The organism is Rhodococcus jostii RHA1 (assembly GCF_000014565.1).
Lineage (GTDB): Bacteria > Actinomycetota > Actinomycetes > Mycobacteriales > Mycobacteriaceae > Rhodococcus_F > Rhodococcus_F jostii_A.
Genome location: NC_008268.1, coordinates 366,186 through 388,316 on the forward strand (window position 1 = coordinate 366,186; position 22,131 = coordinate 388,316).

A 22,131-nucleotide genomic window follows, 5' to 3' on the forward strand; every position below is an offset into this window, starting at 1 on the left:
CCAGCGGCCGCTGTCGCGACGGTGTCCCGTGAGGTCGCGATCAGTCCTGCCGACGGCTGCGGCAGGTCCGAGGAGGAAGCGTGGGAGCTGTGCTCGCAAGCATCCCGGCCATCGGCAGCCGACGCTACCGACGGAGAAACTATGACCACCGAAACCACTCCAGTCTCCATCCAGCGCGAACCGGAACTGGCCGGACAAACCGTCGTCGTGATCGGCGGCAGCGCAGGCATCGGGCTCGAAACAGCTCGACGCGCCCGGGCCGAGGGCGCCGAGGTCATCCTCACCGGCCGCAATTCTGACCGGCTCGCCCAAGCAGCGACAGAGGTCGGCACGCGACGCACCGCGGCCTTCGACGCCAACGACACGGCCTCCTTGGCCAGGTTCTTCCACGACCTGCCGACACCGATCGACCATGTGTTGGTCACGGCCGGGGGCCCACGCTACGCGCCCCTGCTCGAGATGGACTCCGATGAGGTGCGCGAACAACTCAGCGGTCACGTGGTGCTGGGGCTCGAGGTCGCGCGCAACGCGGCGAGCAAGATGAGGCCCGGCGGCACGCTGATACTCATGGGCGGAACCGGCGGGCGGCGCATCGGTCACGGACTGGGGATCGCCTCCGCCGCCACCGCGGCACTGCCCCCGTTCACGGCGGCCCTCGCGCTCGAGCTCGCGCCGGTTCGCGTCAACCTCATCGCCGCCGGCTTCGTCGACACCCCACTGTCGGCATCGCTGCTCGGAGATCGACTGGACGAGCGAAGGAACGAATTGCGGACAACGCTTCCGATCGGCCGGGTCGTCGGCCCCGCCGACGTCGCCGCACTGGCCGTCCACATCATGAGCAACACCGCGCTCACCGGCGCGACATACGACATCGACGGTGGGCAGCAGTTCGTCTCGTGATGACCACACGACGAAACGTGGGTGGCTCGACGGACCCACCCCGATCAATTCCCGACACAACCCGAGAGGCAACCCGTGAGCACAAACGAAGTTCAGACCAACGATTCGACCCGCACGCATGTCGCGCCGGTCGACATGAAGCTGGAGGTCGTCGTCATTCCTGTCACGGACGTCGACCGGGCCACCGAGTTCTACACCAGGCTCGGTTGGAGACAAGACGTCACACCGCCGGGCTCCGGCGTCGTCCAGTTCACCCCGCCCGGTGCTGACGCCTCGATCCACTTCGGCGCCGACCTCACCACGGCCGCACCCGGTTCCGCCAAGGGATACCTCATCGTCTCCGACATCGAGGCTGCCCGTGACCAGCTGGTCGCCGCCGACATCGAGGTGACCCTGTTCCACCTCGGCCCGGACGGCCCGGGTGACGGGCTGGACCCGGACCGTCGCAGCTACTTCTCGCTGGCGTCGTTCAGCGACCCCGACGGCAACGCCTGGGTGCTGCAGGAGGTCACCACCAGGCTTCCCGGGCGTATCGACACCGCCGTCACCTCGTTCGGCTCTGCACGCGACCTCGCGGCGGCGCTCCGGCGCGCGGCGGCCGCCCACGGCGGGCACGAAGAGCGCACCGGCGAAGAAGACCCGAACTGGCCCGATTGGTACGCCGAGTACATGGCCGCCGAACAGTCCGGGGCGGAGCTACCCACCTGAGGAGTTGGGGGCGACGGCCGTCGGCACTGTGTCCCGCGCAAGGCAGGGCCATCTCGGAGCTCAGGACGGTTCGGCGAGGATCTCGTCGGCGGCGCGGCGGCCGGAGCGGATTGCGCCGTCCATGTAGCCGTTCCAGATGTCGGAGGTTTCCGCGCCTGCCGAGTCGATGCGCCCGACCGGCGCGGCCAGTGCCGTGCCGTACTGGGTTCCGCCACCGCGTGCGTCACGAACCAGCTACTTGCTCGTTAGCTTCGCCCGAGTCACATCTCGTCGATGCCGCGCGATAACCAGACCGTGAGGGGCGAAACGCGCACACGGATCCCAATCGTGGCAATGATGGCATGCATCGCCCTGGCAGCGGGCTGCCAGTCGACCAGCGAGCACACGGGATCCGTCGAAGGAACAACGATCCCGTGGAGCAGGGTCCCCAGCGCACAGTCGGGCGGAGGTGCCCCGCCCCAACGACCGGATCCTCCCCCACCGACGGACCCGACTTCGGCGGCACTTACGCGCCGCCCTGGCGCGCCGAATACGCCGCCGAGGCAACACAACGCGGCAAGGAGACCGCGACACGAATCAGCGGTCGATCGATCCTGCAGATCTATTTCTTCGACACGGACTCCTCGGCCGAGAGCGGGATCGCTGCGTACAACGGACCGAACCCGTTGCCGGAGCCCGCGGCGCACAGCGTCGTGGAGGTACACCTCACACCGAACTACGAAAGGGGGACCCAGTGGTTCGTCGGCCTCGGTACCGACTACCCGCAGTTCCAGGTCACGGCACTCACGGAACCGGCGAGGATCGCCGTCGACATCCACGACTAGTGCCACATCCGGGCACTCGCTTCCCCGACAGAGATTGCATTCCTGGGGCGACACGAGCCTACTTTCGTGACAGATCGTCAAACTCGTTGACATACTTGAAGTGATGACTATCCGGATAACGTTAGACGGCTTTCACAAGGATGCGATCTCGATGCGAGATAACAGGCCCGCAGCCTCAGCCCTGCAGCTCTACCGCGCTTTTCAGCACCAGCACCCCCGAACTCCGGTCCCTGCCGACTACGTCACCGAATGCGGTTTCCGACTGGGACGTTGGCAGGACCGCCAGCGCATTGCCCGCATGCTCGGCACACTGCCGCCCCAGCGCATCGAGCAACTCGACGCGATCGGGTTTCTGTGGAGCGATGACGACGTCCCACTTCCGGCCGTGTCACGTACCGACGCCAAGCGGAGACGGATGCTCACCGCCATCGCCGCCTACCGCGAAGAGCACGGCAACGCACTTGTTCCCGCGAACTATGTCACCGCAGACGGTGAACAGGTGGGCCAGTGGCTCTACCGGGCGGTGAAGAAGTGGAGGGCCGACGCGTTGCCGGACAAAGAGCGTCGCACACTCTCCGTCCTCGGGGTGTCCCCCGGTCCACGACCACGAGGACCCCGGACATCAGCACACCTCGTCGGACAGGTGATGTGAGGCAGACTGCCCGTAGGCCGAATAGTCTTGCTGTACAGATGTTCGAGTATCACCGGCAACACTCGATAGCCCCCCCAACGTGTCGGTGGCGGGTCCGCGCCGGCGGTCCATTGAGAACATGATGCGAGGAAGATGAGCTCATGGATGTGCCCCACCGTGTCGGTGTGCTCGTGTTCGACGGCGTGAAGATGCTCGACGTCGCCGGTCCATCCGAGGTCTTCACGGAGGCCAATCGACTCGGCGCCACGTATGAGTTGGTGTTGTGCTCGGTCGGGGCAGTCGACGTGACCGCGTCCACCGGGATGCGGATTTCCGTCGATGTCGATGCCGCAAACACAGGTCGTCTGTCGACCGCGCTGGTGATGGGTGGCGACCTTTTTCCGTCGACGCCGGTGAGCCCGGAACTCGCCGGTGCGGCCACCACGCTGGCCGGCAACGCCGACCGGATGGCCTCGATCTGCACTGGTGCGTTCATCCTGGCGGCGGCCGGGCTCCTCGACGGTCGGCGCGCGACCACCCACTGGCAGCACGCCGATACCCTCGCGCGCGGATATCCCCGGATCACCGTGGAACCCGACGCCATCTTCGTCGAGGACGGCACCATCTTCTCCTCGGCAGGTGTCACCGCCGGCGTCGACTTGGCCCTGGCTTTCGTCGAACGCGATCACGGCACCGAACTGGCACGAGCGGTCGCCCAGTCACTCGTGGTGTTCCTGCAGCGACCGGGCGGTCAGTCCCAGTTCTCCCCCAGCCTGCGCGGGCCGCGGCCACGCACCGGACAGCTCCGCGAGGTGGTCGATGCCGTAGCCGCGGATCCCACCGGTGACCACTCCATCACCCGGCTCGCCGCGCGCGCCAACGTCAGTCCTCGGCATCTGACCAGGCTGTTCCAGGACGAGCTGGGGACCACCCCGGCCAAGTACGTTGAGCTGATCCGATTCGACACCGCCAAAGCCATGCTCGATGCAGGACACACCGTGACTTCCACGGCGCAGCACAGCGGATTCGGCAGCCCGGAGACCTTGCGACGCAGTTTCATCCAGCATCTCGGGGTGTCGCCGCGGGCGTATCGGCAGCAATTCCACTCCACCCGTCGCTGAGAGCAGCCGACCGGACATGTCCCGATCTGTGCGGAAGTGGGCCGGAACGGCGGTTTCCGCCACGCCTGACAATGTCACTGTGAAGTAGATCAGCCGCACCCCCGCGGACCAGAACTTCCGGAAGCGAGAAACGCATGACCGACACCGTCGCAGGCATCGAGATTCCCGACACCGTCGTGGTCAACGAGGCAACGGAACTGGTGCGGGAGGCCGCGAACCCGTTGATCTACCACCACTCCCGGCGTGTGTTCCTGTTCGGCTCACTCCGAGCCCGACATCAGAAGCTCGCGTTCGATCCCGAGCTGTTGTACGTCGGGGCCATGTTCCACGACCTCGGCCTCACGGCGAAGTACCGCCGCGCGGATCAGCGATTCGAGATCGACGGCGCCGACGAGGCCCGCACCTTCCTCCGCTCCCACGGAATCGGCGAAGACGATGCAGACACGGTGTGGACGAGCATCGCACTCCACACCACCCCCGAGATTCCACTGCATATGGCACCGGAGATCGCGCTGCTTACCCGCGGCGTCGAACTCGACGTACTCGGTATCGGCTACGACGCGATCACCGACGAGGAACGTGCCGCCGTCGTTGCCTCCCACCCGCGGCCGGACTTCAAGAACGAGATCCTCGCCGCCTTCACGGACGGACTCGAAGACCGCCCGGACACCACGTTCGGCAACGTGAAGGCCGATGTGCTGGCACACTTCGTTCCCGGCTTCGTCCGGGGTGACTTCGTCGATGTGATCCTGAATTCCGCTTGGTCGGAATGATGTCCGTACCGGTTCTTCAGTTGCCACCGCCCGGCAGATGACGTTGCAACAATGCCGCTGCCGAAACCCAGTCCAGGTTCAGTATCTCGGCCGCCCGTTCATCACCGACACACCCTCGAACTTTGGCTTCGAAATCTGCGACGGATGCAGGCCGGCGCGGATGCCCCACAGGCAGGTCGACCACGGCCTCGAGTTGTGATCCGTCGCGGAGTTCGACGACTACCGTGCAGTCTCCATCGAGCACCCCCTCGCCCACGGGCTCGGCGACCAGACTGACGCGGTCGAGAATGCTCCGCACTTCCGGCCGCTGCACAGCAGGGTCGGTGAAGCTCCCGATATCGGGGAACCCGTCCAGCAGGGCTGCCGCGATGCCGTAGTTCAGCGAGAACTTACCTTCCAGACCCGAACTCGGAAAGTTGTGTATCAACGGCAAAACCGCGCTGTTCGGAGTGTGCACCCGTATGCGGGCGATGTCGTCGACCGATAACGACCCAAGCGACCGAACCGCCGCGATTGGACGCTGGAGCGCGTAGCAACACGGGTGAAGCTTCAGCCCGAGACCATCCGGAATGATGGGACCTTCGACGTGCGGGGACATCCGCCCGCCGACGAGCCGGAACCATTCACCGACAGCACGAGGGTCGGCAGTCGCGCCGGCAGCGGCGAGTCCGGCCGCACGCACACCAGCCTGGGCAGCGAATCCGACCTGAATCGACTTGCCTGCGGTGCCGAAGGCCTGGCGGACGCCACCTGCGGCGGGGACGGCGTGCGCCATCGCAGTAGCGATACCCTCGGAATCGAGCCCGAACGACAGCCCCGCCGCGACAGCAGCCGAGATGGCACCGACCGTCGCGGTGGTGTGCCACCCCTGTGTGTAGTGGTTCCAACCGAGCGCGGTACCCAGACGTGCCATCACCCCCGCCGCAGCCAGGTACTCCCGCCCACCGCCGCCCGCCGACAACGTGGCGGGAACGCACACCACACTGATGTGGGTCGTGGAGGGTATGTGCAGATCGTCGAAATCGAGCACGTGCCCGACCGCTGCCCAGCGCAGCGCAGCCGGCAGACCATCCGTCCACGCAGCTGCCGGATCATCCAGTGCGGCAAGGGTTACTGCAATGGTGTCGACCAGAGCACGTCGAGCGAGATCGAGATCCCCGGCGCCTGGCTCGATACCGACGGCCCACCCTGCGAGTTCGTGCGCGATGGCATCGGTTGATTCGTGCGGCGCAATCGCCATAGCCCACTCCTTCACCCCACCGGTGCGCCCAGTGCGCCCAGCTCCACAGTTCGTGGCACACCATACCGTTCTTCGGCACAGCGTTCAACGAGTCGCCACCACGTCTCCCTGCACGTTCACTACTTACTCATTCCTACCTGGCCTGTAGCGCAGAACACTTCGACGTGGGCGAACGCGATGAGGCACCCTTGACAGAGTGTGATCCGAAGCACGATACTCATTTTCCGACACACTGTGCCGATATGCAGCACACCCGATATCGGCTTCACTGTCTACGCCCCTGTGACGGGCTCGCACCGATCGCAGATTTTCCCGATGCGATGGTCGAGTCACGGGTCCGGGGTCAGGCCCCTCCCACGAATGGAACGCCATCGGGCCACAGGCAGCCATTGCCCTCCACAATCACGAGCAACGCCTTCACAGAAAGACGCTTCGCAATGAAGATAGAAACATCCGACAAAGCGGCCATCTCGAACCCGAGGCGACAGCTGATCGCGGGCACTGTCGGACACTCGGTCGAGTTCTTCGATTTCCTCGCGTACTCCTACCTCGCGGTCTACTTCGCATCTTCCTTCTTCCCCTCTTCGGAGTCGGGACTGGTGCCGCTCCTGAGCGCATTCGGCGTCTTTGCCGTCGGGTTCCTCGCACGTCCGCTGGCAGGGCTTTTCATCGGACTGTTTGCAGATAGGTACGGCCGGCGGCGAGCCTTGAGCCTCACCATCAGCCTCATGGCCGGCGGCAGCCTGCTTGTCGCCATCTGCCCCACGTACAGCCAGATCGGTGTCGCCGCGCCCATAATCCTCACCGTTGCACGCATCCTGCAGGGATTGTCCGCTGGAGGCGAATACACGACGGCGGGTGCCTTCATCGTCGAATCCGCACCCGCCGGCCGACGTGGTTTCTACTCGAGCTTCATGTTCGTCGCCTCGGGTATAGGAAAGTTGACATGTCTCGCCTTCATCACGTTGTTCGTCGCACTCATCGGTGAAGATGCGATGCGGGACTACGGTTGGCGAATCCCCTTCGCGGTCGGCGCCCTGGCTGCGATCGTGGCCTGGTACATTCGCCGCGGGACGCAGGAAACGCTCGAGACCACCGCCTCCGACGAGGGCGCGGCACCGGTTAGCCGCAACCCGCTCAATGCCCTGCAGCGTTACCCCAGACAGTCCCTGATCGTGTTTGCTATCGCCACCGGAATGGGTGTTGGACAATATTTTTGGGCGACGTACCTGACTACGTACTTCCAGATCCAGAACGGCGCCTCTGCCACCACCGCAATGACGGTCGGCATCATCACGCTGATCCTCTACACACTCGCACAGCCGGTGGCCGGGTTGATCTCCGACAGATATGGACGTAAGCCGTGCATGTACGCATTCGGCGTCGGCACCGTCATCGTGACGCCTTTCCTGCTCTCGATAACAAGCTCGAACTTTTCGGTTCTGATATGCATTCAGCTCGTCGGGCTACTGCTGTTGAGCCTCTGCACATCGATCACGTCAGCTGTGATGGTCGAAAACTTCCCACCGCACGTACGAGTGAGCGGCCTAGGCTTTCCCTACTCGCTCTCGGTGGCAATCTTCGGCGGCACGGTCCCGCTTGTAGCCACTAGCCTAGCCAATGCCGGTTACTCCCAATATTTTCCGTGGTACATCGTGGCCACCGCGATTATTACGCTCCTGGGGGCCATAGCGGTACCGGAAACGTTCCGCAGCGACATTTCGGGCGAAGATTCCTGATCGACATTTCTCCCCCTGTTCACGGGATTCGCTCCTTCTCGGGCCGCCACTGGCGGCCCGAGAAGAACCCCTCAACTTCTGCCAATGGTGTTTCGGTAGGTGTAGTGCTCGGGCAGGTAGTAGCCGACCGCCAACTCGACTGCCCGACTGTCCGAATCGAGATACACGCGATCTGCGCGCAACAGCGGATGTCCGACGGGGCAGTCGAGGTGATGGGCGGTCTCCTCGGACGCCGGCGCCACGGTGATCGACTGCACGAGTTCGACAACGGGAGACGCCAGGTGAGGTTCCAGAAGACCGATGATCGTGTGCGCTCCGATCGCGCCCGGCTCCGTCGCCGCGCCGCCACACAGATGCTGCGCGTGCAGATCCGGCAGATGGACGGTCGTCATCGCGAACACGATCCCCGCGTACCGGCGTACATACGCGATCGTGGAGACGAAGTCATTGTCGAGGCGTAAACGGCTTGCGGCTTCGATATCGGCCCTACGTCGCAGAGGCGCAACGATTTCCGTGGTGGTGCCCGTGGGGAGATTGGTCAGTTCTTCAATCGGTCCGAGCCGCCGGAGGTGCCTACTCCCCAGTTCGGAGACGAACGTGCCCCTCCCCGGAACGCGATACACCAGGCCATCCGCCACGAGATCGTAGAATGCTCGCCTCACCGTCTGCCGACTCAACCCATACTGTTCGGCAAGTTCGAGTTCGGTGGGAAGCTGGCGACCACCGTGAAAGTGGCCTGCAGCGATTTGCTCGCGCAGCGCGTGGGACAACCGACGATGCGCCGGCGTTTGTTCGTTGTCACGGCCACCCATCAGCCCACACCGATCCGTTCCTGTCGCCCTTCGGCATCATCAGTCGCCGCGAGGTGCTGTCTTCGCAGGCCGATCCCTCTGGATCGGACGGAACCATGGTAGTCGATTGCAGCACGGTATTCCATGTATCGGCACACCACTTCGCGTCTCTGCGCACCCGGCAACCCTGCCAACAGCGCGAGCCCCGGCCGACATCGGAGAACCAGGACCGGACCGGATGTCGGTTGTAATATGCCCTTGACCTGCATTGACAGCGTTTGGCGCCACCACTCACCAGAGGGAGGGTTGACCAATACGGCTACGGTGGGGCATCCTGATCCATATCGGAACACTGTGCCGTATAGAGGCACGGATGAAGGGTTGAAGCCTCATGACTGCTGTAGTTGACGACGTCGGTTCGTCAGGAGCCGGGTATCTCACCGACGAGCGCCTCGCGATCCAGGCGATGGCGCGAGAGTTCGCCGCCAAGGAAGTATTGCCCGTGGCGAACGAACTCGATCCGGTCAAGGGTGAGATTCCGATGGAACTGCGCCAGAAGATGGCCGAGCTGGGCTTTTTCGGTGTTCTGATTCCCGAGGAATACGGCGGGCTGGGCCTCGGGGTCTTCGAATACGCCCTGATCGTCGAGGAACTTGCCCGCGCGTGGATGAGCGTGTCGAGCCTGATCACTCGCGGACAACAATTCACCGCGGGTTTCACCGAGGAACAGCGCCGCGAGTACCTGCCGCGGATGGCTACGGGCGATTTCCTCAGCGCCTTTGCCTTGTCCGAGCCCGATGCAGGATCCGATGTGGCAGCGCTGTCGACTCGGGCCCGCAGAGAAGCCGACGGGTGGCGGATCAGCGGCCAGAAGATGTGGTGCACGTTCGCCGACGGAGCCGACTACCTTCAGGTATTTGCCCGTACGTCACCCATTGACCGCGACCACCGATCGCGCGGTATCAGCTGTTTCATCATGCCGAAGCCTCGGGGTGAGCTGCCCCCGGGAGTGACGGGCACGCCGGTACGGAAGATCGGATATCACGGATGGAAGACGTGGGAGCTGTCCTTCGACAACGCCTACGCCGCTGGTGACTCCATGGTCGGCCCCGAAGGCGAGGGCTTCAAGGTCGCCATGGGCGATCTCGAGACCGCCCGGATTCATACCGCCGCCCGCGCCATCGGCGTGGCACGCGGAGCGCTCGAAGACTCCGTTGCCTATGCGCGGCAACGCGTCCAGTTCGGCCGACCGATCGGCGAGAACCAGGCGATCCGATTCAAGATCGCGCACATGGCCACCGAGGTGGAGGCGGCCCGATCGCTGATGTACCGGGTGTGCACCGAGGTCGACGCCGGCCGGCGCAACACCGTGGAAGCATCGATGGTCAAGTACCTCGCCACCGAGATGGCCGAACGAGTGACCAGTGAGGCCCTGCAGATTCACGGCGGTGCCGGATACACCACGGATTTCGCCGTCGAACGGTACTGGCGGGATGCCAAGCTCACCAAAATCTTCGAGGGCACGTCGGAAATCCAGCTGAAGATCATCTCGGATTCGATCCTCGGAAGGCAGACACGATGACATCGCCGGTCGCCGGGCCACTGAACGATGTCGTGGTGATCGACCTGACGACCATGCTCGCGGGGCCCTTCGCCACTATGGTCCTCGGAGATCTGGGCGCCGACGTGATCAAGATCGAACCCCCTCATGGTGACTTCATCCGAGAGCAGGGACCGTTCGCACCGGATGACGAACTACGCGCATTCGGCGGGTATTTCCAGAGCGTCAATCGCAACAAGCGCAGTGTCGTTCTCGACCTCACCACCGAGGAGGGGCGCGCCTCGCTGCTCGAACTGGTCGCGCACGCCGATGTCGTCGTGGAGAACTTCCGCCACGGGGTCATGGACCGGCTGGGGCTGTCCTACGAGCGACTCCAGGAGAAGAATCCCCACCTGGTATATGCGGCGATCCGCGGATTCGGTGACGAACGCACCGGCAGCAGCCCGATGCGGGACTGGCCGGCGTACGACATCACCGTCCAGGCTGTCAGCGGCTTGATGGAAATCACCGGCGAGCCCGACCGCCCCCCCGATCAAGACCGGTCCCGGTCTCGGTGACACCGTGCCTGCACTCTTCGCGGTGATCGGCCTGCTGTCGGCCGTGCACCGTGCACGCCGCGACGGAGTCGGCGGCTTCGTCGACGTGTCGATGTACGACGCCATGCTGGCCATGTGCGAACGCGCCGTCTACCAGCACTCCTACACCGGCGACGTACCGACCCGGCAGGGAAACAGCCATCCCCTGCTCTGCCCCTTCGATGTCGTGCCCGCCGCAGACGGGTGGGTCAGTATCGCCGCGCCGGGCAACAAACATTGGCAGCAACTCTGTGCGGTAATCGGGCGCCCCGAGTTGGCTACGGACGAACGCACAAGGGACAACGTCAGCCGACTGGTCAATCGTGACTTCACCATGTCTGCGGTGACCGCGTGGACAACCACCCGGACCAAGGACCAGATCGTGGAAACACTCGGCGGCAAGGTCCCGGTGGCACCGGTCAACACCGTCGAGGACATCTATGCGGATCCCCACGTGCGTGCCCGCAACATGTTGGTCGAGGTCGATCATCCCGGCGTGCCCCACCCGGTGACGATCGCCAACTCTCCGATCAAGTTCGCGGATGCGCCCTCGACGCATGTCCGGCGAGCACCGCTACTCGGTGAACATACCGATGAAGTGCTGGCCCAGTTCGACAACGCAACAGCTGCCCTCCAGCTCGAAGAAACAAGATAGGGAGATCATGTCCAGAACACAACGACCGCGGCGTTCCTGCCTCGCGGTTCCCGGTTCGAACCCGAAGATGATCGAGAAGGCGAAGGGTCTCGATTCCGACCAGGTCTTCCTGGATCTCGAGGACGCGTGTGCTCCACTCGCGAAACCTGGTGCGCGCAAGACCATCGTCTCGGCACTCAACGAAGGCGGGTGGGGATCGAAGATTCGCGTGGTGCGGGTCAACGATCTCACCACCCACTGGACCTATCGTGACGTGGTCGAGGTCGTCGAAGGTGCCGGTGAGAATCTTGACTGCATCATGCTTCCGAAGGTGCAGTCGGCTGCCCAGATCGCCTGGCTCGACTTCACTCTGACCCAGATCGAGAAGACCATGGGTTTCGAGGTAGGCCGAATCGGAATCGAGGCGCAGATCGAGGACGCCGCCGGATTGATCAACGTCGACGAGATCGCGGCCGCGTCGCCGCGTACCGAAACGATCATCTTCGGCCCGGGCGACTTCATGGCGAGCATCAACATGAAGTCGCTCGTGATCGGTGAGCAGCCGCCGGGTTATGGGGTCGGCGACGCGTTCCACTACCCGCTGATGCGGATCCTGATGGCCGCCCGAGCGAACGGGCTGCAGGCAATCGACGGACCCTATGTTCAGGTCCGTAACGTCGATGGCTTTCGCCGGGTTGCCGGACAGGCCGCCGCACTCGGCTACGACGGGAAATGGGTGCTGCATCCGGCCCAGATCGACGCCGCCAACGACACCTTCAGTCCCGCCCAGGCCGACTACGACCATGCCGAGAACATCCTCGCCGCGTACGAGTGGTTCACCTCCGACCAGGGCGGCCGCAAGGGCGCCGTGATGCTCGGCGACGAAATGATCGACGAGGCGTCCCGCAAGATGGCGTTGGTCATCGCAGGCCAGGGCCGCGCGGCCGGCATGGAACGACTCGATGTGTGGAAGCCGGAGATCGAGACCGTAGAGAGCGGTGTGTGAACAGTGACGACCACGGAGAAAGAGCAGAACATGCAGTTCGGACGGTACTTCGAGGATTTCGAAGTCGGAGCAATCTACAGGCATTGGCCAGGCAAGACCGTCACCGAATACGACGATCACCTGTTCTGCCTGCTGACGATGAACCACCACCCGTTGCACATCAACTCCCACTTCGCTCAGGAGACAACAGAATTCGGGCGCAACGTGGTCGTGGGCAACTACGTCTACTCGCTTCTGCTCGGCATGTCCGTACAGGATGTGTCCGGCAAAGCGATCGCCAACCTCGAAATCGAATCGTTGCGGCACGTCAAGCCGACGTTCCACGGCGACACGATCTATGGCGAAACCGAGGTCCTGGAAGTCACGCCCTCGAAGTCCAAGGACGACCGAGGCGTCGTGTACGTCGAGACCCGCGGCTACAAGCAGGACGGGCAGATCGTCTGCATCTTCCGACGCAAAGTTCTCGTACCCAAGCGAAGCTACGGCGACGCACGCGGCGGCGAACAGCCCGCTCGCCCGCTGCCGCACGTGTAGTCGACCCCGGCTGGGAGGGTTCCCGCCTACAACGCCCACAGCCGTTCTCACCGAAGCCGGATGGGATCTGCGGGTCGGCTGCGTGGTCCGCGGATCGACGAGTTCGTCCCTCCGATCTTCGATCCGGGCCGGGTGTTCCTCCGCTGGTGGGAGGACGCCCGGCCCTTGACAGAGATCGCGGGAACGAACCAAGCTATCAACAGAAACACTGTGCCATATATCGGCACGATCTCGGTGCGGCCGGTTACCCGGGTGCACCACTCGGAATAGGAAGCACAATGCGAGAGCGTTACGAAACGTTCGTCGGCGGACATGACGAGCGCAGTAAGAGTGGGCAGTACTTTTCCACTCGTGATCCCGCCACAGGCGACGTCATCGCCGAAGTCGCGCTCGGCGGCGCGGAGGATATCGAGGCAGCAGTTGCCGTAGCGCAGAGCGCCTTCCGCTCGTGGCGTGACACCCCGGCCGCCACTCGCGGTCGCATCCTCCTCGAGGTCGCCCGCACACTGCGTGAACACGCAGACGAACTGGCCCGAATCGAAACACTGGATACCGGTCAGACGTTGTCGCAGTCGAACGTGGACATCGAGACTGCCGCACGATACTTCGAGTACTACGGCGGGGCGGCAGACAAGGTACACGGCGAGACGATTCCGCTGGGACCCGACTACCTCTCGTACACCCGCAACGAACCGTTCGGCGTGATCGGCGTGGTCACACCCTGGAATGCGCCGATCAACCAGGCCGCGCGGGCCATCGCACCCGCATTGGCGATGGGCAACGTGGTGGTCCTCAAACCCGCCGAGGACACGCCACTGTCGGCACTGGAGATGAGCCGTCTCGCCGTCGAAGCGGGACTGCCCGCGGGCGTTCTCAACGTCGTCCCCGGATTCGGTGCTGATGCGGGAGCTGCGCTGACCGGCCACGACAAGGTCCGCAAGATCGTCTTCACCGGCTCGGTGGAGACCGGCCGGGCGATCATGCGGGCGGCCGCCCAACGACTGATTCCGCTGACTCTCGAGTTGGGCGGGAAGTCCCCCAACATCGTCTTCGATGACGCCGATCTCGACGCGGCCGCGACAGGCGCCTGGACCGCGTTCACCACCAAGGCGGGACAGGTATGTTCTGCCGGCAGCCGGTTGCTGGTGCATTCTTCGGTGCACGACGAGTTGGTCGGTCGGCTCGTCCAGCACGCGAAGACCACGGTCATCGCGCCGGGCATCGAGGACCCGGATATCGGATCCCTGGCCACGCGAGGGCAGTTCGACAAGGTCCGCTCGTATCTTGAACTCGGGCCCAGCGAGGGTGCGCGTGTCGCGACCGGTGGACACGTCGCCGATACCGGGCGGCTGGGCCGTGGGTTGTTCATCGAGCCGACCATCTTCGTCGACGTCGACAACACGATGCGCGTGGCGCGCGAGGAGATCTTCGGCCCGGTGCTGACGGTGCTCCGATTCGATTCCGATGAGGAGGCGGTCGAGATCGCCAACGACAGCGACTACGGACTCGTCGCGGGGGTCTGGACCAGAGACCACGGCCGGGCTCATCGCGTGGCCGGCGCCATCGAGGCGGGGCAGGTCTTCATCAACCAGTATTTCGCCGGTGGTGTCGAAACCCCGTTCGGTGGCTACAAGTTGAGCGGTTTCGGCCGGGAGAAGGGCTTCGAGGCGCTCAAGCACTACTGCCAGCTCAAGACGATTACCGCACGGTTATGACGTCCGCAGATCACGTCTCTCGATGACTAAGTACGCCGACGAGACAATCAACGGGATAGATCGCAGCACCCATAAGCGGCGCAGTAGCTGGGGCGTCGACGGGAGTGCGCAATGCACCAAACCCGAGGAGGCCCGAGTCGTCCACAATGCCGATCGGCATCGCTTCGAACTCCGGGTTCGAGGAGAGCCGGTCGGCATTCTGGGGTATTTCGATCTGCGACACCTCACTGAACCGCTCAGGATCCAAGGCAATATCGGGCCCAGCCCGAGGACGTCGTTCTACTCGCACACGAGAGTCGTGGAAAGATCCGAAAACCGTGCATTCGCTGCCCTATTCGTGTAACAGGCGCTCGACCTCGCCCGCGACAACCGATGAAAGGTGCGACCGGTCTGCCCGTATGTTCGAAGTTCCTCGACGATCGCCCGGAATACGGCGATCTCATTGTTCGCCTGGACAGTAGGCGGGCGCGTCACACACCGCGACAACGCCCCGGCACAGAGCACAGCTCAGCACGGGGGGCGTTCTCCATCGCTGAGGCATTGTGGAAGAAATTTCCCAAGTAGTAGCGATCCGCTGGCATGTAGAAGCCACGGACCGCGACCCGGGAACCCCGTAGCCCTGTCAATCCTCCCGATCGCGACTGACTTACCTCGTACCTACACGATCGCAGTGAACACCGCGCGATCGTCACGGCCGTCCCGTCCGGGCTCGCGGGGCACACCCCGCGAGCCCACCGTGATTTCCGCAGGTATGGCGCGATCGGGTGTTGTCCTGGGTTGCCCACTCCGATCCACTCCGCATGCCGCCCGCTTGTCGCCACCAAATCGGACGGACGGATGCCGGCATCTTCCGAATGACTAACCTACCCGCAGGCGAACCACGCTTCGGGGGGTTCCCCCCTGAGTGAGGACATCGTGAACACTGGGTCGTGAAGGTCCCAGAGGAAGAGATGTCACTGATGGCGATGAAGGCGTACTCGGCGGAGTTCAAGGCCGATGCCGTCGCGCTGTACCTGTCCGACCCGAGCCACACCTTTGAGGGCATCGGCAACGACCTGGGAGTCAGCCGCGAGACCCTGCGCAACTGGGTGCGGGCCGAACGCAAACGCACCGGTACCTCCACGGCCGAGCTCCGGGCCGACGGGGCTGCGCGGCCGGCATCCCGGGCCGGCGAGGTATCGTCCGAGTCCGTGTTGGAGGAAGAAAACAAGCAGCTCAAGGCCCAAATCCGGAAGCTCGAAACCGAGCGGGAGATCCTGCGCAAGGCCGCGAAGTATTTCGCGGGCGAGACGAATTGGTGAGCCGCTTCCAGTTCGTTGACGACCACTGCGACACCGTTCCGGTGAAGTGGCTGTGCCAGATCCTCGAAGTCTCCCGCTCGGGCTTCTACCGGTGGCGGACCTCCGGACCGGCCCGGGCCGCCCGTGCCCGCGCCGACGAGGAGCTGGCCGAGCGGATCCGCGCTATCCATGCCGACTTCGATGGCACCTACGGTGCCCCGCGCATCACGGCCGAACTGCGCGAGGCCGGGATCGAGGTCAATCACAAGCGGGTCGAGCGGGTGATGCGTGAGCACGGGATCGTCGGGGTGCACCTGCGCAAACCGGTGCGCACCACCGTCCCCGATCCGGACGCGGCCGCGGTGCCGGACCTGATCCGGCGGGACTTCACCGCGAGCGCACCGAACACTCGATACGTCGGCGACATCACCTACCTCCCAGTCGGTGACGGTGAATTTCTGTATCTGGCGACGGTGTTGGACCTGGGCTCGCGACGGTTGGCGGGGTGGTCGATCGCCGACCACATGCGTACCGAGTTGGTCACCGATGCGATGCGGGCGGCGGCGGCCTGTCGCGGCGCCGCAGGGCTCGAGGGGTCAATTTTCCACTCCGACAACGGAGCCCAGTATGCATCGGCCGAGTTCGCCGACCTCTGCCGCGAGCTGGGGGTGACCCGGTCGCGGGGTGCGGTCGGAACGTCGGCGGACAACGCGGCCGCCGAGTCGCTGAACGCGACGTTGAAACGGGAGACGCTGCAGGGGCGGAAGCGCTGGAACAGTGCGGGTGAGGCCCGCGCCGCCATCTTCCGCTGGATCACCCGCTACAACACGCGAAGGAGGCATTCCACCCTCGGTCAGATCTGTCCGATCGAGTTCGAGCAGCGATCGGCTACGCTGGCCACCGCTGCATAGGAATTGGTGTCCACATCTCGGGGGGAACGCCCTCGCCCGGCTGTTGAAGGGTCGTGCCGAGACGGGCAGTCAGCGGTGTTGCCAGACAGGGGGACGTTTGGCGAGGAAGGCGGTAATCCCCTCCTGCGCATCGTAAGTGGTGGCATTCACAGCCATCGTCTCTTGCATCTGCCGGTACGCTTCGTCCTCGGACAATTCGATTTGCCGGTAGAAGGCTTCTTTCCCGGTAGCCAGGGTCAGTGCGCTCGCCCCCGCGACCGTTTCGGCCAACGATCGCGTTACCTCGGTCAGGGTTTGGGGTTCGGCGACGAGGTTGATCAGACCCCAGGTCTCTGCCGTGACCGCATCGATCATCTCACCGGTAAGGAGCATCCGTAGGACCCGCTTTCTGCCGATCGCACGGGAGAGTGCGACCATCGGTGTCGAGCAGAACAAGCCGATCTTGACCCCCGGAGTGCCGAATCGAGCCGTCGAGGACGCCACCGCCAGGTCACAGGCAGCGACGAGTTGACAACCCGCGCGAGTGCCACACCCTGCACCGAGGCAATGACCGGTTGAGGAACGCGATGTATCGCCTGCATCATCTCGATGCAAGCAGCGAAGACCGCGCGTCCGTCATCGAGAGAGCACCCAACGAGTTCATTGAGATCGTGGCCGGCGGAAAATGCCGCCCCGCTCGCCTGGAGCACGATCACTCGGATCGAGTTATCGCCTCCCAACGCACCGAGAGCGTCCCGAATCCCTCGCATCACGTTCACCGACAGGGGATTACGACGATCTGGATCCGTCAGAGTGATCCAACCAATGGGTCCGTCGGCGCTGATGCCGATTGACGCCGAGCCAATTCTCGAGTCGGTCATCGTCTCCCTTTCTAAACCAGCAGCAGGACAATGCAGCCGCTGGGCGCTGATGGCACTCGGCCTAGCTGTTGCGGATACGCTCGGCGGACGCGAGGGACTTCAGGCCGTACACGACAGCACCTCCGGCTCTGAGACTGGCTGCGATATAGGTCGCCTCCGCCAACTCTTCATCGCTTGCACCGCAGGCGACGGCATCATTGGTGTGCACCTTGATGCATCCTTCGCACTGCGTGGTCAGTGCGACCGCCACGGCCATGAGTTCTCGGTATTTTCGGGGGATCTCACCGGGTCCGGTGAAGACCGAGGCATTGAAGGCGGCCAGCGCCTGCCCCATAGAGCTGGCTCGGTCACCGAGCGGCGCCGTGCGATGGTTGTGCGTCATCACAGTCATCAAGTTTCCTTCAGATAATGGCTCGAAGAGCGTTTCGAGACAACGGTCGCCAACGTCACCTTCGTGTGGACATTGGCCGAGTTCGTCTAAACCGCATTCTGCGTCGATGTCTTCTCCCGCCGAATTCTGGGTTGGCGGGTGATGACTACGAGGCCACGCCGTTGGTCAGCGGCGTCCTCGAGCAAGCGCTGTTCACGCGACGGAGGACTGATTTCCGTTTCACTCTAACAGGTTTGGTGCATCACGCGGATGCGGGCAGTCTGTACAGGTCGCTAGCGTTCACCGAGGCGTTGGTCGAATCCGGGATCACGGGCTCGATCGGCAGCGTCGCCGACGCCCTCGATAATGCCATGATGGAGTCGGCCATAGGGCTCTACATGACCGAGCCCATCCGCTGGGAATGGGTATGGACCGGACGGGCCGAGGCGGAGCGGGAGGCGGCCGAGTGAGTTCGCTGGTTCAATGCTCGGCATAGACCTGGGGCACCGTGGGAGCAGCAGCCAGATAGCTCAACCGTGGACAACATCAGATCGGCCATTGTGGCCCGACCAGCGACGCTATCTCCGACATACTGAAAACGGGAATTGACAACGCAGACTCGGTGTTGGACTATCAACACACGGCGTGCCGACTAGCGGAACAGCATGCCAATAGACAGAGCTGCGGCGCGGATCTCCTGCGCACAAACCGACACGAAGGCGGAACCATGGGCGTGGGACTTGACGATGACCTGCTACGTGACTTTTTCGGCAACGCCGAACAACGTGCGATTTTCGACGGACCGCAGCGACTGCAGGGGTGGCTGGATGTAGAGCGCGCTCTAGCACAAACTCAGGCTGAACTCGGAATCATCCCGGCCGAAGCTGCGCAGCGTATTTCAGCGCACTGCCAGAGCGATCTTTTCGATATCAATAAGCTGCGCCAACACGTCAACGCAACGCAACATCCAATCGTTCCGATGGTTAACGCGCTGGAGAAGTTGGTTGGCACAGAGTTTGGACAGTTCGTGCACTACGGTGCAACTTCTCAAGACATTATGGATTCCGGTCAAGCCCTTCAACTGCGTCAATCACTGCAGGGTATTGAGCGCGATGTAGCTGCAGCCACGAAGGCAGCCGCGTCGCTCGCTCTGAAACATCGCAACACTACTCAAGTTGGTCGAACGCATGGACAACACGCCGTTCCGATCTCATTCGGTCTGAAGGCCGCTACCTGGGTAGATGAGCTGCAGCGGTTGCAAACACGCATAGCAGAATCGCGCGATCGAATTCTCACAGTTCAGATCTTCGGTGCCGCCGGAAGCATGGCGGGGTACGGTGACCGTGCCTTCGAAGTAAAAGCGGGTGTGGCATCGCGGCTCGGCCTTACGGAACCAGTGGCACCCTGGCACGCGACTCGAGACCGCATAGCCGAGCTAGGTTCCTTGATGGCCCTCCTCGCTGGTGTATCCGAGAGGATCGCGGCAGAGGTGATTCGCCTGCAATCCACAGAATTTGGGGAACTGGTCGAGCCTCTCCAGCCTGGTCACATCGGATCATCGACGATGCCGCAAAAGCGAAATCCGCACCTTTCCGAAGGCATCGTAGCCAAAGCACGAATTGCGCAAAGCCTATCCGCTGGGCTACTCCGAAATGGCGCTCACCAGCACGAACGAGACATGGGGGCATGGGCTGTCGAGTGGCTGACTGTCCCTGAGTTGATGGTTGGATCTGGCGCGATGGCAGCCGATCTGAACCATCTGCTGGAAGGTTTGCAAGTAAATGCCGAGTGTATGCGAAGAAATGTCGGAATCACCGGGGGCCAGGTCAACGCCGAATCGCTGATGATGATTCTTGATTCATCAATTGGACGTGATCATGCCCATCACCTTCTTGTCGAGTTGACCCGATCCGCCGACCTTCAAAACCTGAACTTCTCCGAGGTTGCGACAGCCGATGAACGAGTAGCCTCCCACCTGTCGCAGGATCAGATAATGAAAGCTCTTGATCCAGCGCAATACCTAGGTTTCGCGCCCGAGGTGGCAGACCGCGTCAGTCGCGCGCTCACCGCTGAGGCGGAGGACCGACCCTCCATCAGCTCATAGCAACCGTACGGATCCGACACCTGTTCAATCTTACGGCGAGCAGGCCAGCGACAGGAACGATCCACTCAACTTGTACGGCGTCCAGAGAAGTTGATTTCGAGCGCACACTCGTGCCCTATTCGGTTCAACGAGGGCACGAGCGCGGGAAACCCACCGGCGGTCGTGACTACCTTGTCGCGCACACCACACAATATGCAGTCGAAACAAGGCCGAACGCAAGCGCTGGGCTGACGAATCGTAAGGAACAAGAATTGAAACTTGGACTTCGGATACCACAACGCGACAAGGTGAACCTTCGTCTAGACGTCACCGAGGTGGCTCAGACTGCGGAAAATAACGGATTTGAGAGCCTCTGGGTCTATGAGCGAAGCCTCTATCCACTAACGCCCGAGGAACCCTATCCATACTCTGATCCGCCCGGTGGCGATTGGCCATCCTATTATCGGCAAACCGCAGATCCACTCAGCGTACTTGCCGCTGCCGCGATGGTAACGAGTCACGTGCGTCTTGGGACGAGCGTGCTGATAGCCGCGCAACATATTCCTTTCCAACTGGCGAAAACAATAGCAACAATCGATCAGATCAGTGAAGGCCGATTCGTCGCGGGATTCGGTGCCGGATGGTCGAAAGACGAAATACGCGCCGCAGGAGCGGATCCCAAGTTTCGAGGGCGCTACCTCGACGAGACGCTCGATGTCCTCGCGGCAGCATGGGGACCGGACCCAGTGAGCTACCAAGGACGACGAACGATCGTCAACAACGCTATCGTGGCCCCAAAGCCGGCGTCACGAGTGCCTGTTCTCATCGGGGGCGGAGGTACCCCCCGGACCATCGAACGAATCGCTTCTCGAGCCGATGGATGGCTGTCTATTCCCTTCGGCTCAAAAGGTTTCCAGGAGATCGAATCCACCTGGAACAAGATCCGCGAGCGGGCCGTCGAACTAGGTCGCTCCGCCGAACACCTCGAGCACATCGTCTGTGCAAATATAACTCTCACCTCCGAGCTCGCGGGGGCCGAACGCACACCTTTCGTCGGCACGCTCGACCAGATTGTCGAGGACGTCGTCGCTGCGTCGAAAGTGGGCGTCGACGAGCTGATCATCGATCTGAACCTTCAAGATCCTTGGTTCACCGAGAGCAGAAAAATGCTGGACACGGCACTCGAGATCTTCCACCGTGTAAACAAACGCTGAACATACGGTAGCCGATAAGATGTCGGGTTCTTCGGAATCACAATAGGGAGATATCGGCACGAGGCAGCGTGCATACCGGTCCCCTGATCGCGACCACAAGGGCCACCGGAAACGCCGCGGATCCCGTCGGCCACCGCGAAGGCCGCAATCGCCTTCGCCGCCCCATGGCCACCTCCGCCCATTGGCCATCATGGTCATTCGGTTTCATCGGACTGGCGTGGTTCAGCTATCGGTTACTGCCTACAACGAGGCCAAGGACGCCACAGAAGGTGCCGTGGGGAAACAGGCACAGGACGCAAACCCGGGAGCCAAAAGGACTCGTGATGCCGTACTTGATCGGAGTCGCGATCATCATCGTCACGCTGGCCTTCCTGCTACTCGAGACTTCCGGCTGTATGGTCGCCGGGATCATTGCGTGATCACCGCGTAGGTGCCCGCTCGCAACTCGATCGAGGTACCCGTCGACGAGCCCGTGACAGCGGCCGAACCGATTGCCGGGTTCGCGATCAGGGCGAGAGCGGAGAATCCGGCGATCGCGCCGGCACAGACGATACGGCGCGTGATTGATGCAGCCACGAGAATGTGGCTTTTCGATTGTCACCGCGCCCCTGCGCACCGGTTGCCCAGGCGTCGCTTCCACCGATTGTGGTAACGATGCAGC

At 63.1% G+C, this 22,131-nt stretch carries 21 protein-coding genes and 3 pseudogenes; 17 read left to right on the plus strand and 7 right to left on the minus strand.

Features of this window, described 5'->3' with window-relative positions:
• Positions 1-141 precede the first annotated feature (141 nt).
• A complete protein-coding gene (locus RHA1_RS01485; RefSeq protein ID WP_009472855.1) occupies positions 142-900 on the plus strand; it encodes an SDR family oxidoreductase in 759 nt (252 codons plus the stop codon).
• A gap of 75 nt (positions 901-975) precedes the next feature.
• Complete coding sequence (locus RHA1_RS01490; RefSeq protein WP_011593582.1) at positions 976-1,608, plus strand: VOC family protein; 633 nt, start codon at positions 976-978, stop codon at positions 1,606-1,608.
• A 60-nt stretch (positions 1,609-1,668) separates the two neighbouring features.
• Here the strand turns inward: RHA1_RS01490 and RHA1_RS49195 are convergent.
• Positions 1,669-1,824 (minus strand): annotated as a pseudogene (locus RHA1_RS49195) (FAD-dependent oxidoreductase); the annotation flags it as partial.
• Positions 1,825-2,021: 197 nt separating this feature from the next.
• Here RHA1_RS49195 and RHA1_RS01495 point away from each other — a divergent pair.
• The 4 genes from RHA1_RS01495 to RHA1_RS01510 all read left to right on the plus strand — a co-directional run bounded on the left by RHA1_RS01495 (position 2,022) and on the right by RHA1_RS01510 (position 4,957).
• On the plus strand, positions 2,022-2,432 hold the full coding sequence (locus RHA1_RS01495) for an AMIN-like domain-containing (lipo)protein (RefSeq protein WP_011593583.1): 411 nt from the start codon (positions 2,022-2,024) through the stop codon (positions 2,430-2,432).
• Between the two features lie 151 nt (positions 2,433-2,583).
• Entirely contained in the window at positions 2,584-3,084 is a 501-nt protein-coding gene (locus RHA1_RS01500) for a helicase associated domain-containing protein (protein WP_009472859.1), read from the plus strand.
• A 140-nt stretch (positions 3,085-3,224) separates the two neighbouring features.
• On the plus strand, positions 3,225-4,184 hold the full coding sequence (locus RHA1_RS01505; RefSeq protein ID WP_011593584.1) for a GlxA family transcriptional regulator: 960 nt from the start codon (positions 3,225-3,227) through the stop codon (positions 4,182-4,184).
• 134 nt (positions 4,185-4,318) lie between these two features.
• Entirely contained in the window at positions 4,319-4,957 is a 639-nt protein-coding gene (locus RHA1_RS01510; protein ID WP_009472861.1) for an HD domain-containing protein, read from the plus strand.
• Between the two features lie 16 nt (positions 4,958-4,973).
• On the opposite strand, the gene RHA1_RS01515 is transcribed toward RHA1_RS01510, so the two are convergent.
• Positions 4,974-6,197 carry an MmgE/PrpD family protein gene (locus tag RHA1_RS01515; RefSeq protein WP_011593585.1) on the minus strand — a complete coding sequence of 408 codons (1,224 nt, stop codon included), beginning with the start codon at positions 6,195-6,197 and terminating at the stop codon, positions 4,974-4,976.
• 437 nt (positions 6,198-6,634) lie between these two features.
• Between RHA1_RS01515 and RHA1_RS01520 the strand changes: the two genes are divergently transcribed.
• Entirely contained in the window at positions 6,635-7,936 is a 1,302-nt protein-coding gene (locus RHA1_RS01520) for an MFS transporter (protein ID WP_050787229.1), read from the plus strand.
• A 71-nt stretch (positions 7,937-8,007) separates the two neighbouring features.
• Here RHA1_RS01520 and RHA1_RS01525 read toward each other — a convergent pair whose 3' ends face one another.
• Positions 8,008-8,748: a GntR family transcriptional regulator gene (locus tag RHA1_RS01525; RefSeq protein WP_011593587.1), complete on the minus strand. Its 741-nt coding sequence runs from the start codon at positions 8,746-8,748 to the stop codon at positions 8,008-8,010.
• Between the two features lie 370 nt (positions 8,749-9,118).
• On the opposite strand from RHA1_RS01525, the gene RHA1_RS01530 reads away from it, so the two are divergent.
• From RHA1_RS01530 to RHA1_RS01555, 6 genes are all read left to right on the plus strand, one after another.
• The gene (locus tag RHA1_RS01530; protein ID WP_011593588.1) at positions 9,119-10,309 is read left to right on the plus strand and encodes an acyl-CoA dehydrogenase family protein; all 1,191 of its coding nucleotides are present in this window, start codon (positions 9,119-9,121) and stop codon (positions 10,307-10,309) included.
• On the plus strand, positions 10,306-10,845 hold the full coding sequence (locus RHA1_RS52830; RefSeq protein WP_011593589.1) for a CaiB/BaiF CoA transferase family protein: 540 nt from the start codon (positions 10,306-10,308) through the stop codon (positions 10,843-10,845). The genes RHA1_RS01530 and RHA1_RS52830 overlap by 4 nt, the downstream gene beginning before the upstream one ends.
• Before the next feature lie 4 nt (positions 10,846-10,849).
• Positions 10,850-11,518: a CaiB/BaiF CoA transferase family protein gene (locus RHA1_RS52835; RefSeq protein WP_011593590.1), complete on the plus strand. Its 669-nt coding sequence runs from the start codon at positions 10,850-10,852 to the stop codon at positions 11,516-11,518.
• Positions 11,519-11,525: 7 nt separating this feature from the next.
• Positions 11,526-12,503, plus strand: coding sequence for an HpcH/HpaI aldolase/citrate lyase family protein (locus RHA1_RS01540; protein ID WP_009472867.1), 978 nt, complete (start codon positions 11,526-11,528; stop codon positions 12,501-12,503).
• A 3-nt stretch (positions 12,504-12,506) separates the two neighbouring features.
• Positions 12,507-13,037, plus strand: a complete 531-nt coding sequence (locus RHA1_RS01545) for a MaoC family dehydratase (RefSeq protein WP_009472868.1) — start codon at positions 12,507-12,509, stop codon at positions 13,035-13,037.
• Positions 13,038-13,315: 278 nt separating this feature from the next.
• Positions 13,316-14,752, plus strand: a complete 1,437-nt coding sequence (locus tag RHA1_RS01555; RefSeq protein ID WP_011593591.1) for an aldehyde dehydrogenase family protein — start codon at positions 13,316-13,318, stop codon at positions 14,750-14,752.
• A gap of 10 nt (positions 14,753-14,762) precedes the next feature.
• Here the strand turns inward: RHA1_RS01555 and RHA1_RS45515 are convergent, their stop codons facing one another.
• Positions 14,763-14,975 (minus strand): hypothetical protein, encoded by a 213-nt coding sequence (locus RHA1_RS45515; RefSeq protein ID WP_157173910.1) that lies wholly within the window; start codon positions 14,973-14,975, stop codon positions 14,763-14,765.
• A gap of 736 nt (positions 14,976-15,711) precedes the next feature.
• Between RHA1_RS45515 and RHA1_RS01565 the strand changes: the two genes are divergently transcribed.
• Positions 15,712-16,943 (plus strand): IS3-like element ISRhosp5 family transposase gene (locus tag RHA1_RS01565; protein ID WP_085996103.1). Its coding sequence is split into 2 segments (ribosomal slippage): positions 15,712-16,033 and positions 16,033-16,943, totalling 1,233 coding nucleotides; the frame shifts between segments, so codons are not numbered across the junction.
• A 69-nt stretch (positions 16,944-17,012) separates the two neighbouring features.
• Here the strand turns inward: RHA1_RS01565 and RHA1_RS01570 are convergent.
• Together RHA1_RS01570 and RHA1_RS01575 are read right to left on the minus strand one after the other, a co-directional pair.
• A pseudogene (locus RHA1_RS01570) lies at positions 17,013-17,803 on the minus strand (enoyl-CoA hydratase).
• A gap of 61 nt (positions 17,804-17,864) precedes the next feature.
• Positions 17,865-18,194, minus strand: coding sequence for a carboxymuconolactone decarboxylase family protein (locus RHA1_RS01575; protein ID WP_009472874.1), 330 nt, complete (start codon positions 18,192-18,194; stop codon positions 17,865-17,867).
• Between the two features lie 45 nt (positions 18,195-18,239).
• On the opposite strand from RHA1_RS01575, the pseudogene RHA1_RS01580 reads away from it, so the two are divergent.
• From RHA1_RS01580 to RHA1_RS01585, 3 genes and pseudogenes are all read left to right on the plus strand, one after another.
• Positions 18,240-18,637, plus strand: a pseudogene (locus RHA1_RS01580) (DDE-type integrase/transposase/recombinase); the annotation flags it as partial.
• 263 nt (positions 18,638-18,900) lie between these two features.
• Positions 18,901-20,277, plus strand: coding sequence for a class-II fumarase/aspartase family protein (locus tag RHA1_RS45520; protein ID WP_237726826.1), 1,377 nt, complete (start codon positions 18,901-18,903; stop codon positions 20,275-20,277).
• A 110-nt stretch (positions 20,278-20,387) separates the two neighbouring features.
• Positions 20,388-21,470, plus strand: a complete 1,083-nt coding sequence (locus tag RHA1_RS01585; protein ID WP_011593597.1) for an LLM class F420-dependent oxidoreductase — start codon at positions 20,388-20,390, stop codon at positions 21,468-21,470.
• A 408-nt stretch (positions 21,471-21,878) separates the two neighbouring features.
• Here the strand turns inward: RHA1_RS01585 and RHA1_RS50255 are convergent, their stop codons facing one another.
• A complete protein-coding gene (locus tag RHA1_RS50255) occupies positions 21,879-22,046 on the minus strand; it encodes a hypothetical protein (RefSeq protein WP_016881117.1) in 168 nt (55 codons plus the stop codon).
• Positions 22,047-22,131 lie beyond the last annotated feature (85 nt).

What these genes read in the sequence shown, in the direction of transcription:
- RHA1_RS01485 (WP_009472855.1), top strand. Translation starts at nt 142, where the DNA reads ATGACCACCGAAACCACTCCAGTCTCCATCCAGCGCGAACCGGAACTG.
- RHA1_RS01500 (WP_009472859.1), top strand. Translation starts at nt 2,584, where the DNA reads ATGCGAGATAACAGGCCCGCAGCCTCAGCCCTGCAGCTCTACCGCGCT.
- RHA1_RS01505 (WP_011593584.1), top strand. Translation starts at nt 3,225, where the DNA reads ATGGATGTGCCCCACCGTGTCGGTGTGCTCGTGTTCGACGGCGTGAAG.
- RHA1_RS01510 (WP_009472861.1), top strand. Translation starts at nt 4,319, where the DNA reads ATGACCGACACCGTCGCAGGCATCGAGATTCCCGACACCGTCGTGGTC.
- RHA1_RS01515 (WP_011593585.1), bottom strand. Translation starts at nt 6,197, where the DNA reads ATGGCGATTGCGCCGCACGAATCAACCGATGCCATCGCGCACGAACTC.
- RHA1_RS01520 (WP_050787229.1), top strand. Translation starts at nt 6,635, where the DNA reads ATGAAGATAGAAACATCCGACAAAGCGGCCATCTCGAACCCGAGGCGA.
- RHA1_RS01525 (WP_011593587.1), bottom strand. Translation starts at nt 8,748, where the DNA reads ATGGGTGGCCGTGACAACGAACAAACGCCGGCGCATCGTCGGTTGTCC.
- RHA1_RS01530 (WP_011593588.1), top strand. Translation starts at nt 9,119, where the DNA reads ATGACTGCTGTAGTTGACGACGTCGGTTCGTCAGGAGCCGGGTATCTC.
- RHA1_RS52830 (WP_011593589.1), top strand. Translation starts at nt 10,306, where the DNA reads ATGACATCGCCGGTCGCCGGGCCACTGAACGATGTCGTGGTGATCGAC.
- RHA1_RS01540 (WP_009472867.1), top strand. Translation starts at nt 11,526, where the DNA reads ATGTCCAGAACACAACGACCGCGGCGTTCCTGCCTCGCGGTTCCCGGT.
- RHA1_RS01555 (WP_011593591.1), top strand. Translation starts at nt 13,316, where the DNA reads ATGCGAGAGCGTTACGAAACGTTCGTCGGCGGACATGACGAGCGCAGT.
- RHA1_RS01575 (WP_009472874.1), bottom strand. Translation starts at nt 18,194, where the DNA reads ATGACTGTGATGACGCACAACCATCGCACGGCGCCGCTCGGTGACCGA.
- RHA1_RS45520 (WP_237726826.1), top strand. Translation starts at nt 18,901, where the DNA reads ATGGGCGTGGGACTTGACGATGACCTGCTACGTGACTTTTTCGGCAAC.